Origin of the sequence: Fervidobacterium riparium (genome assembly GCF_025370035.1) — a bacterium.
GTDB classification, from domain to species: domain Bacteria; phylum Thermotogota; class Thermotogae; order Thermotogales; family Fervidobacteriaceae; genus Fervidobacterium; species Fervidobacterium gondwanense.
In genome coordinates, this window is the sequence record NZ_CP009277.1 from 1982372 (window position 1) to 1994364 (window position 11993).

Here is an 11993-nt window from a genome sequence, read left to right on the forward strand (position 1 = left end):
CATCAGTGAGTTCTACAAGTAATATACCGAAAATTATGATAGTAGAAGACGATAGAAAGCTTAGAAGGCTGATCGAATTGGAGTTACAGCATGCTGGATATAGTGTCGTTACCTACGAGAGTGGTATCGATGCAATTGAAAACTTTGGGAGCGAGAAACCTGATTTGGTTATATTGGATATAATGCTTCCGGATACTGATGGATACGAAGTTGCAAAAGAAATCAGAAAGTTGAGCCCTGATGTTCTCATTTTGATGCTTACAGCTTTGGGAATGAAAAAAGACAAACTAACAGGCTTTGAATCAGGAGCTGATGATTACCTTACAAAGCCATTTGATAACGAGGAATTATTGGCACGGATAAGAGCGCTATTGAGGAGAAAACACATATCGATATCAACACCGATACGGTTAGGGAATCTGGAAGTATATGAAGATAAGCATGTTGTTTTATTCAATGGAAGGGAAGTTGACTTGAGCAAAACTGAATTTGAACTCTTGTTATACCTTTTAAAGAATCACAGCCGTGCAGTCAGTAAAGAAGAAATTTTAGACGCAGTCTGGGGAATTGATTACTACGGTTCTGACAACACAGTCGAAGTTTATATTAATTATTTACGAAAAAAGCTATCTCCAGACATAATAAAGACAGTAAGAGGTATAGGATACAAGTTAGTTGGTGAGAAACTTGAAACTGACCACTAAGATATCTTTCTTCACAACTCTCGCTTCTGTTTTAGTTGTATCTATAGCACTTCTGCTTATTTACAGATATTTTTACGTCCTCGCTGTTCGAAGTGTTACTTCAGACTTCATCAATCCTCAGAGGTTTGTCACAGTTGTAGATACACCGGTTGGAAAGCAATATTTCGTTCTAAGATGGGATGTTTATGTTGCGGATTTGTCTACCGGTGAAGTTATCAATGACCCGTATGGTATAGGTTTGAAAGATGTAAACGGATTTCAAAAGATTGGGGATAAACACTACTACTTTGTGAAACTTGATGATATTATTTTGGGAAAAGATGTTACACCTACGATGCGGTTTTTGGAGAACATAAGGAAGATTTTCATGTTCACCATAGTATTGATCGCTGGAGGTATCTTCTTATCTACCTATGTACTAACGAAGGAAAGTGTAAAGGAAATAAAAGCATTCGTCTCAGAAATTGAACTTCTTGGTGGGTCAGATGTCTCATATCGGGTAAAGATTAAACCTAAGAGCTTGGAAGTTGAAGAATTAGTGTCGAAGTTCAATGATTTGATGGAAAGAATTGAACGTTCTTACAAGGCACAGGAATCTTTCGTGTCTGCGGTCTCCCACGAGCTTAGAACGCCTATTGCGACTCTTCTCGGTTATGTAAACATGCTTAAGAGGTGGGGAGCGAAAAATGAAGAGATACTTACAGAATCTGTTCAGGCGATAGAAGAAAGCGCAAAAGAAATTAAAAATATCATAGAGAATATGCTGTTAATAGCAAGGGTGGAAACTCTTACGGAAGAGAAGATTAACATTCGTGACTTCATATCAGAAATTGTACAACACAAGTTTAAAGACAGAGAAGTTATCGTTGAAGGGGAAGGAACTATTGAAACGAACAAAGAAGGACTCGGTATAATATTGACTATCCTTGTTGACAACGCATTTACCCACGGTGCTCCACCTGTTATAGTAAGCATAGATAACGGCAAGATAGACGTCATAAACCATGGACCAAAGATATCAGATGAAGTTCGGGACAAAATATTTGAGAGATTCTATAAAGGTGAAAACTCTTCTGGAACAGGGTTGGGCTTGTACATAGCAAGCGAAATAGCTAAGAAACTTGGATTACAGATAAAGCTGTATAGTTCTGATGAACGTACAGTGTTTTCAATTCTTAAGATTAAGAATGGGTGATATTAATTCTATCAAATTTTGGTCGATAACAAATATGAGGTGATATTTATGCAAGTTAACGGTCTTGGATCCGGTTATACAGGTATCAGTATGTTTCCTATTCAACGAAGTGTTCCAGTACATTCTGGAACATCTGGAGTCTCTGATGTTCAAACACAAGTAAATCAAGCAAAAGAACTTATGCTGAAAACACTGGAATTTGCATTTTACAAACAGCAAGATATGAATCTCAAGCTTGTTAGGATCGCAGGTCAGCTTTATCAAGGACAGAACATCGATACAAGTGTTTGAATTTGCAACTACACTTTACAAAAAATAAGAAAAGGCGAGTGGTTATTTTCCACTCGCCTTTTTTCTACTGCACTTATTATTTAAGTAACCCTTTTTGTTTGAGAAAATCTGTAAGTATTTCTTCCAATGTTGGTTCGCCGATTTCTTGCAATTCATACCTAACTCTTACTGCAGGTTTATTTATGTGCATAACTCTTCTGAGGTCGATTGGAGTACCAATGATAACTACGTCAGCATCTGACTTGTTTATTGTTTCTTCTAATTCTTTAATTTGTTTTTCACCATAACCCATTGCTGGGAGTATAACGTCAAGGTGGTTGTATTTTTTGTATGTTTCAACTATTGAGCCAACAGCAAATGGTCTTGGGTCAATAATTTCCTTTGCTCCAAATCTTTTTGCTGCAACGTAACCTGCTCCATATCTCATTTCGCCATGTGTTAGGGTTGGTCCATCTTCAACAACGAGAACCTTCTTGCCTCTGATCAGTGATGGATCATCAACGAAAATTGGAGAAGCTGCATCTACTACTATTGCATTTGGGTTCCACTTTGCGATATTTCTTCTCACTGTCTCGATATCTTCCCTATTTGCTGTCTCTTCTTTATTGATTACTATGACATCTGCCATGAGTAAGTTTGCCATGCCTGGATAGTATGTCACTTCATGGCCTGGTCTGTGTGGGTCAACAACGACTATCTGAAGGTCAGACTTGTAGAATGGAAAGTCGTTATTTCCACCGTCCCAGAGAATTACATCTGGGTTTTCTGCTTCTGCACTTCTCAATATTGCCTCGTAATCAACACCTGCGTAGATAACGCTCTTTCTGTCGATATGTGGCTCGTATTCTTCTCTCTCTTCAATTGTGCAGTTGTGTTTATCAAGGTCTGAATAATCTGCGAATCTTTGAACTTTCTGTGCAACAAGGTCGCCGTATGGCATCGGGTGTCTTATGGAAATAACCTTCATGCCCTTGCTTCTGAGTATGTCAAGAACTCTTCTTGTTGTCTGACTCTTTCCACAACCTGTTCTGATTGCACACACCGATACAACAGGTTTTGTTGATTCAACAGTTGTTGCTTTTGGACCCATCAATTTGAAATCCGCACCTGTAGCAAGAGCTATAGCAGCTCTTTCCATAACATATTGGTGCGGTAAATCACTGTAAGCAAGGATTACTTCGTCAACATCATATTTTTTGACTAACTCGGGTAAGTTTGCCTCATCTTCAATAGGAATTCCGTTTGGATAAAGTGGTCCAGCAAGCTCGGCGGGATATACTCTACCTGCTATATCAGGAATTTGAGTTGCTGTAAATGCTACAACTTCGTAATCGGGGTTGTTTCTGAAGAATGTGTTGAAGTTGTGGAAATCTCTTCCTGCGGCACCTAAGATGATAACTCTTCTCCTTCTTTTTTCCATCACTTTCACCTCCAACTTTATATACCATGATTTTCGAATGAATGCAGACTAATTATACATTGTAAAGGGTGTAATTTCAATAACAGCAAAGAATGAATTTCAGAAAAAATAATTTAAGTATATTATTATGCTCTTGTATGCTCGCGTATGCAAAAGTATGTTCTCTAATGTATTCAAAGGTTTTGTAAGTCTTTTCACAGATTCTTGGAAACTATTCCAAAATGTTGTTTACTTTCTTACTTGTTGTAGTATAATACTAATGGTTTCCACATTATCTTAGAAGGGGAGGTAGAGTGTATGAGAAAAGTTCTTACGGTAGTTTTAGCAGTATTGTTTGTCTTCTTGGCTTTTGCTCAAGCCAAAAAGATTACTATATGGACATCTGAGGCACAAGTTCCTATTCTTAAGAAACTTGCGGATCAGTACAAAGCAAAGTATGGTGTACAGGTTGATGTCGTTCAGGTAAATTTTGGTGACATCAAGTCGAAATTCTTAACAGCAGCACCAGCAGGAGAAGGTCCAGATATCATCGTTGGAGCACACGACTGGGTTGGAGAACTTGTTGTCAACGGTTTACTCGAACCAATAAACCTTCCAGAAAAAGACAAGTACTTCCCAGCACCACTCCAAGGTTTCACCTACAATGGAAAACTCTACGGTGTACCATATGCATTTGACGGTCCTGCACTAATGTACAACAAAGATTACGTTCAGAACCCACCAAAAACATTCGATGAGCTCATAACACTTGCAAAGAAGATTGAAAAGGACTTTGGCGGAGAAGTTAGAGGTTTGATTTACGATTACAAAAACTTCTACTTCAGCTCATTTGCATTCTTTGGTATGGGCGGTTATGTATTCGGAACGGACAAATCAGGAAAGGTTAACGTAAAAGACGTTGGACTTGCAAACGCAGGTGCAATTGAAGGTCTTAAACTCATAAAGAAACTTGTTGATGAAAAGATACTCACATCAGGTGACAACTACAATACAATGGACGGTCTCTTCAAAGATGGTCTTGCAGCAATGATAATCAATGGTCCATGGGCAGTTCCAGGCTACAAACAAGCGGGTATCAACTTTGACGTTGCACCAATTCCAACACTCCCTGGCGGAAAGAATCCAAAGCCATTCTTCGGTGCACAAGGTTTCATGGTTAACGCAAAGAGCAAGAATAAACTCTTCGCACTTGACTTCTTAACAAAATTCATCGCAACAAAAGACATAATGTTCCAAATTTGGCAAGCTGACCCAAGATGTCCATCAAGAAGCGATGTTAACGAACTTGTTATGTCAAGAGATCCACTTACAAAGAAATTCGCAGACTTCCTTGGAAAGTACGGACTTCCAATGCCAAATGTTCCAGAGATGGCAGCAGTTTGGGGAGCAATGGGAGACGCACTCGCAAAGACGCTTGACCAAGGAGTACCAGCAGAAAAAGCACTTGCAGACGCAGTTGCACAGATTAAAGCACAGATTAAATAATTCTTGAAATACAGATAGGGGCACGGGGGTATGCCCCCGTGCTTTTTCTTAATGTCTATATCAAAACCTAATCTGCAACATTCTTTCAAAGTCAAACGTACCAAATGAATGTTCAAAAATACAGTCGGGGAGGAATACCCATGAGATTCTTGAAAGTGCTTGGCTGGATCTTTTTGGTGTTTTTCACAGTATTTGGAGTTCTTGGAGGGATTTTCCTTTTTGGCAGAGGCTTTTATGAGCTATCTGTAACTTTGTTTGTGCTTATATTTTTGATTGACTTTTTCATAATTAACAGGAACGCTTATCCGTACAGATACATGATACCCGCTCTTGTTCTTTTGTTTATACTTGTGCTTTATCCGATAGCTTTTACGATCAGAACAGCTTTCACGAACTATGGAACTGGTCACATAATGACAAGACAGGAAGTCGTTGAGAGATTGTTGGTTGATCCAATTTACACGTACATTGTGGAAGAAAGCACACCACTCAATTACAGTGTTTACGTAAAGTTTGACGGCACTCAACCAACATCCGATTTTGTAGTGGTTGTTTCTTCGGCAACGGAAACTTACATTGCGAAAGATTACAACGTCTTGAAAAGCGAAGCTGGTCAGTTAATCTTAGCTGAGGCGCAGTTTCTCAAAATTAACGAAAGTGGAGTTCAGACAGAACTTCAAAATGGAAGAATTGAATTAATAAAAGACTCGGGGAATATATATAAGTACTTCTACAGTCCAGACGATACTTCTACACAAATTAACGAAGATTACTTTAAGTATTCTATTCTCTTCCCAACTATGAGTAAAATAGAGTTTGTCGATAAATCGTCAGAAAGATATGCTGTGAGACAGAACGAAGAAGGAAAATTGTATATGTATAAGATTAGGCACATGTACAAACTTGGTCTCGCAGAAACTATAGAGAAAGGAAAGAGCATAGTTAAGACAGTATTGATTAATACGATTACTAACAGGCCGTTAATCGAAGAGAATGGTACTATTTACGATATAAATGAAAAAGGCGAAAAAGTAGCAGTTGGTGGCTACATCTCTGGTTATGGACTGAAGAATTTCACAAGAATTTTCACAGATCCGACTGTTTCAGGTCCTTTTGCAAAGATATTTGTTTGGAACTTCACCTGGGCAGCTCTCAGCGTTCTCTTCACTTTTGTAATTGGTCTGATACTTGCTCTTGTTCTTAATAATCCGAACTTAAGAGGTAGGGCGATTTACAGGTCATTGCTGATAATTCCTTGGGCTATTCCTGCATTCATTTCAGTTCTTGTTTGGAAGAATGGGTTTTTCAATGAGACATATGGTATTCTCAACAAGTTTGTCGTGACGCAGCTTTTTGGTGCGGAACCGATTAAGTGGTTTAATGATCCATTCTGGGCAAAGGTTGCTGTTCTTACCGTCAATACTTGGCTCGGATTTCCATACATGATGGTTGTTTCACTCGGTGCGCTTCAGAGCATACCGGAAGACTATTACGAAGCAGCTGCTATCGATGGTGCTAACAAATGGCAGAGATTTTGGAAGATAACATTCCCACTTCTTATGACAACAATAGCACCGCTTTTGGTTGGAAGCTTCGCGTTTAACTTCAACAATTTTGTTAATATCTACCTCTTAACTGGTGGTGGACCAGCGATGCCAAATACAACCACACCAGCTGGTTCAACTGATATTCTTATATCCTACACTTACAAGCTCGCTTTTGAAGGTGGACGAGGTCAGGATTTCGGATTTGCATCGGCAATTTCAATTATCATATTCCTTATAGTTGGAACTCTCAGCTTCATCAACTTCCGTTTGTCCGGCTCCTTTGAGGAGGTGAATAGATAATGGTTCGAAAAGAGAGAAAAATTCTAACACATATAATTCTCATAATCATTTCAGTAGCTGTTCTATTTCCAATAGTATGGGTTGTTTCTACCTCGCTTAGAAGGGATAACGCGGCATTTTCGACGAAGCTCTTCAGTAGTAGAATGACCCTTCAAAATTATATCGACCTTCTTGCACCAGAAAAGAATGGACCAAGGCTCGTATCCGATATGGATGCACTTATACTAATGGCTCCACCACACGATAAAATAACTATAGAAAAAGCAACCCAATATTTCAAAGAGGATGTCCAAAGGTTCAAAAAGTATATACAAGAAACTGAAAATTTGAAGTCTCAGATAGACACGGCAATATCGAATCTAAGGGAATACTTCGAGAAAAATTCTGATGCTTTAATAAAAGGTTATGTGAGTGACATTGATAAGATAGTTGGTGAGCTAAAGTTTGAAAAGCCGACGAAGTATTTACAAGTTGCCGCATATGAGCTTTATAACAGCGGAGAGGATTTGAGTGCACTTGTTGATATCGACCCTTACCAAGGACAAAAGGAATGGGAACTCCTTATTGGCAATAAGAAATCCGAATTGGAAGAGATAGATTCGCAAATCAGCAGCGTTAAGATGACTTTGCAACCCTTAGAAAAATCCTATGCACAGTATCAGGGTGTATTCTTAGCCTCCGTTCGAACAATACGTTCTTATCTTATTCCGCAGCTTTCGGAATATACTCTTGTCTTGAAATCTGCTTCAGAACTGCTCGAAGCTGCAAAAAACTCAAGTGTCTATGCGGAAATGATTCCGGACGAAACAGCTATTATGGAAAGATTCACCAACACCCTGAGTAAAATTAAAGACATACAGTTGAACATCCAAAAGTTCACAGACTTGAACGATATAGATCAAGCATTGACAGAATTTCAAAAATATTATGATTTAGTACTAAATAACTGGTCTGCCGCAGTTGATAAAGACAAGGCACCATACGCTGACTTTTTGAATACGCTTGATACATTCACTGTAAGGGTGTCAAGTACGGTAAATGAGGCGGTCTCAATGCTCAGTAAGCTTAACAATTATACAAGTAAGATGTTAGCGCTCCAGAGTCAGATAGAGAAGTACAAAGCTATGCAAAATAAACTCGAAAAAAGGAAAGAAGAGATAAATACAGAGATAGAAAAGGCTTATGAACTTATACACGATGCACTGCTTTACCTAAAAGCGCAGCTTGCCATTGTTCAGTTGAACGAAGTTAAGTCAAGAGTCTCAAACATGAGGTTACCTGCACAGCTCCAGATGCTGAACTTGCAATCAAAAAGAATATTTGGCATAGTCAGTGATGTTGCAAGTCTGATTAGGGATGAGAAAAAGCAAAAAACACTAAGGAGCATAGCAAATAAACTTGACTGGCCCGGAACCGCTAAAGATATGTTCACAAACTATGACTTGTTCGTTCAAAATTATGGACCTTTCATAAGTGACTTGAAGTTATACCTGTCTGACATAGAAATCCAAGGTCCAAGATTTATGCCCGTTTCAAAAACTGGCGTAAAAGTCAGACCAATGTCAATGGAAAGGCTTACTGACACTGTGCTCTCTGTTTACAGAAACAATGTTGTGCCAAATATGAACGTTATGTCAAGGAAGTCTTCCGAACTCTCCGATAAATTGAATTTAAAGGATATAACTGCTTATTCTAAAAAGATTGATGGTGCTTCATTCAGAATAGACCAGATATGGCAAAGGAAACCTGACCATTACATGATGAGATGGATACTGAACAGTGTTATCGTTTCGCTCTCAGTTTCATTAATAATTACAGCTGTAACAGCACTAGCCGCATATCCGTTCAGTAGAATGAGGTTCAAAGGAAGAAAGTATGGTATAATGGGATTGTTACTGATTCAAATGTTCCCGGCAATAATGTACATGATAGCTATCTACACGTTCTTGGCATTTGCTGGAAAGTACATACCTGGATTTGGCTTAAGCAAGCTCTCGGGTCTTATATTTGCGTATCTCGGTGGTATAGCCTATAATATGTACCTTATCAAAGGATACTACGACACGATTCCAGATTCTCTTGAAGAAGCCGCACTTATAGATGGCGCAACAAGATGGCAGACATTCGTAAAGATAGTTCTTCCACTCGCTTCACCAATACTTGCTGTTATAGTAATACTAACTTTCATGGGGACATTCAATGAATTCGTTCTTGCAAGGATAATTCTCCAAGACGTTCAACAGTACACTTATGCTATCGGTCTTTACACATTCTCGACAGGACCATTTGAAACACAATGGGGACTTTTCACTGCAGCAGCGATGATAGGTATGATACCAATGGTTATACTCTTCTTACTGATGCAAAAGTACATCGTTGGAGGCCTTGTGAAAGGAGCAGTAAAAGGTTAATGTTAAATGAGCACGAGCTTTATTTGCCTGATTACCAAAAATCTATTGTAAATCTTCTCTCACGATTTCTTAAACATTTTGGATGTCATTCAAATCACCCAGAATTTCCCCTCGAAGGTTCCTTCGAGGGGTTTTTCAATGGAGTGAATAAGATAGTTATATTTCTTGTTGATGGAATGGGATACAACAAATTTATCCAAGTGAACGAAAAACTTGGGTTTGAAAGTATATTGAAGGTATCGAGCGTTTTTCCTTCTACAACAGCTGCGGCTGTTACAAGTTGGTTTACAGGGAAGACCCCAAAAGAACACGGATTGTTAGGATATATTCTTTACCTAAGAGAAATCGGCGGACTTGCAAACATGATAGAGTTTACTTATCCTGGAATTGAAGGAAATATATTCTCGAGTATTCTGAAAAAAAGACTCCATCGAATAGATAACATATTTGACCAGTTAAAGGAAAAGGGATTGTACGGCGGAGTTATAACACACGCGTCGATTGCCAATTCTGGATTATCTTACCTAATACACAAGAACGGACATATAATGGGTTATTACTACATGGGCGACTTGTTAGCAACACTTAGAAAGAAACTTTTAGAAGACTGGAGCGGAATTCTCTACGTTTACTGGGGACACTTGGACGGATTGGGGCACAAAAAAGGACCAGATAGCGATGCATACGATATGGAAATGACAAGGATACTTATGGAATTGAAAAGATTTACCTCTGAAAGTCTGCCACACGACTCGCTCTTTGTAATCACTTCTGATCACGGAATGATTCAAATTCCAAATTCGAGCAACAACTTCTTGAAACCTACGGATTCATTTAATAGACTTTTATCTTCTCCACCCGGTGGAGAGATGAGGATGATGTATTTCTACCTTTTGAAGCGTAGTGCCTACGATGCGTTAAGGTTATACTTTGACGAGAATTATCCAAATTCAGCAATTTTCTTGTCTAATAAAGAAGCGCTCGAGATGGAACTCTTTGGTCCTGGAAGAACACACCCGGAGTTGTACAACAGAATAGGTGATGCTATAATGATTGCAACAAAGAATAATGCCTTCACATATATGTACAGCGGAGGCGAGGAAAGGCTCGCAGGAATGCACGGTGGGCTCACTGAAGAAGAATTGTATGTTCCTGCGGTGTTTTTGAGACGATGAATTAAAAGTATAAAATAAACTTAGAAGCGGGAGGAAAAGGTGAGATGACAGAAAAAATTAATGTAGCTAACGAACGACAAGTAAGAGTACGATTTGCACCAAGCCCAACCGGATACTTACATGTGGGCGGTGCTCGAACAGCCTTATTTAACTGGCTTTTCGCACGTAAGAATAACGGGAAGTTTATACTTAGGATAGAAGATACTGACACAGAAAGGTCCACGAGAGAATCCGAACGTATGATAATGAACGATATGAAATGGCTTGGATTGAATTGGGACGAAGGTCCTGATATTGGTGGAGAGTATGGTCCTTACAGGCAAAGTGAGAGGCTCGAACTGTATAGAAAATATGCCTACCAGCTCGTTGAGGTGGGGCATGCGTATTTTGCTGTTTACGACAAAGACGACCCAAAGAAACTACTGTATAAAACAGAAAAGCAGCCAGAAACCGATAATCCGTATACAATAGTCTTCAAAGTACCAGAAAACAGAACTCTTTCTTTTGACGATATGCTTAAGGGTACGATTGAATTTTCAACAGAGCACATGGAAGACTTCATTATCGTTAAGTCAAACGGCTATCCTGTCTACAACTACGCTGTTGTGATCGATGACTATCTCATGGGCATCACACATGTATTGCGTGGTGAAGACCATATATCGAATACGCCAAAACAACTACTTATATATGAAGCTTTGGGTTGGACTCCACCGAGGTTCATGCATATTCCGCTGATACTCGGTGCTGATAAAACACCACTAAGTAAAAGACACGGAGCAACAGCTGTAGAGCATTTTAGAAGAGAAGGATACCTTCCGAAAGCGTTAGTTAACTACTTGGCAATTCTTGGTTGGAGCGTCGACGAGGAAATTTTTGATTATACAAAGAAAATTGAATCTTTTTCACCAGATCAGATATCGAATAAGAACGTAGTTTTTGATTATCAAAAACTCGAATGGGTAAATGGAAAGCATATGAGGTTGTTATCTAACGATGAGCTCTATGCATATTTTGAAGAATGGGAAAAGTTTACTGGAATTAAAAGTGATGTTCCAAGGGAAGTGATTAACATATGCCGCGAGAAAGTAAATACTTTAAAGCAATTATACGAATTTGTCCTCCCGTTTGTGGATGATAAATATGAATACTCATCGGACTATATTGAGAAATTTGTCAAAAAGCCGGAAGCCAGATCTATATTAAGCTTAGCTATTGAAAAATTCGAAGCACTCGAAAATTACACTATTGAAAACGTTGAAAAGACCTTGAGAGTTATTGCAGAAGAATTAAGTCTTGGTACAAACAAAGTATTCCAGACTATTCGTGGTGCTCTTTTAGGAAAGCTTGTAACACCTGGTTTATTTGAAAGCATAGTGGTTTTGGGAAAGGAAGAGACGTTAAAGAGATTGGGCAAAACTGTGGATTTCATAAATAAATTAGAATAATACTCTCGGCATTATGG

The 11993-nt window shown here is 38.8% G+C and carries 9 protein-coding genes; 8 read left to right on the forward strand and 1 reads right to left on the reverse strand.

All coding sequences use genetic code 11. From position 1 onward, the window contains the following. Nucleotides 1-5: 5 nt before the first annotated feature. The 3 genes from IB67_RS09540 to IB67_RS09550 are packed head-to-tail and all read left to right on the forward strand — an operon-like array spanning nucleotide 6 to nucleotide 2190. Nucleotides 6-704 (forward strand): response regulator transcription factor, encoded by a 699-nt coding sequence (locus IB67_RS09540; protein WP_084634432.1) that lies wholly within the window; start codon nucleotides 6-8, stop codon nucleotides 702-704. Beyond that, nucleotides 679-1899 carry a HAMP domain-containing sensor histidine kinase gene (locus IB67_RS09545; protein ID WP_339746414.1) on the forward strand — a complete coding sequence of 407 codons (1221 nt, stop codon included), beginning with the start codon at nucleotides 679-681 and terminating at the stop codon, nucleotides 1897-1899. Before IB67_RS09540 ends, IB67_RS09545 begins: the two co-directional genes overlap by 26 nt. 48 nt (nucleotides 1900-1947) lie before the next feature. Further along, complete coding sequence (locus IB67_RS09550; protein WP_072760771.1) at nucleotides 1948-2190, forward strand: hypothetical protein; 243 nt, start codon at nucleotides 1948-1950, stop codon at nucleotides 2188-2190. Between the two features lie 76 nt (nucleotides 2191-2266). Here the strand turns inward: IB67_RS09550 and IB67_RS09555 are convergent, their stop codons facing one another. Continuing rightward, nucleotides 2267-3610: a cyclic 2,3-diphosphoglycerate synthase gene (locus IB67_RS09555; RefSeq protein WP_072760769.1), complete on the reverse strand. Its 1344-nt coding sequence runs from the start codon at nucleotides 3608-3610 to the stop codon at nucleotides 2267-2269. A gap of 297 nt (nucleotides 3611-3907) precedes the next feature. Between IB67_RS09555 and IB67_RS09560 the strand changes: the two genes are divergently transcribed. The 5 genes from IB67_RS09560 to gltX all read left to right on the forward strand — a co-directional run bounded on the left by IB67_RS09560 (nucleotide 3908) and on the right by gltX (nucleotide 11976). Beyond that, the gene (locus tag IB67_RS09560) at nucleotides 3908-5095 is read left to right on the forward strand and encodes a sugar ABC transporter substrate-binding protein (protein WP_072760767.1); all 1188 of its coding nucleotides are present in this window, start codon (nucleotides 3908-3910) and stop codon (nucleotides 5093-5095) included. Between the two features lie 140 nt (nucleotides 5096-5235). After that, nucleotides 5236-6942, forward strand: a complete 1707-nt coding sequence (locus tag IB67_RS09565; protein ID WP_072760759.1) for an ABC transporter permease subunit — start codon at nucleotides 5236-5238, stop codon at nucleotides 6940-6942. After that, nucleotides 6942-9353 (forward strand): sugar ABC transporter permease, encoded by a 2412-nt coding sequence (locus IB67_RS09570; RefSeq protein WP_072760756.1) that lies wholly within the window; start codon nucleotides 6942-6944, stop codon nucleotides 9351-9353. The genes IB67_RS09565 and IB67_RS09570 overlap by 1 nt, the downstream gene beginning before the upstream one ends. Nucleotides 9354-9496: 143 nt before the next feature. Next, nucleotides 9497-10528, forward strand: a complete 1032-nt coding sequence (locus IB67_RS09575) for an alkaline phosphatase family protein (protein WP_245789673.1) — start codon at nucleotides 9497-9499, stop codon at nucleotides 10526-10528. 44 nt (nucleotides 10529-10572) lie between these two features. Further along, nucleotides 10573-11976: a glutamate--tRNA ligase gene (gene gltX / locus IB67_RS09580; protein ID WP_072760752.1), complete on the forward strand. Its 1404-nt coding sequence runs from the start codon at nucleotides 10573-10575 to the stop codon at nucleotides 11974-11976. Nucleotides 11977-11993: the final 17 nt, after the last annotated feature.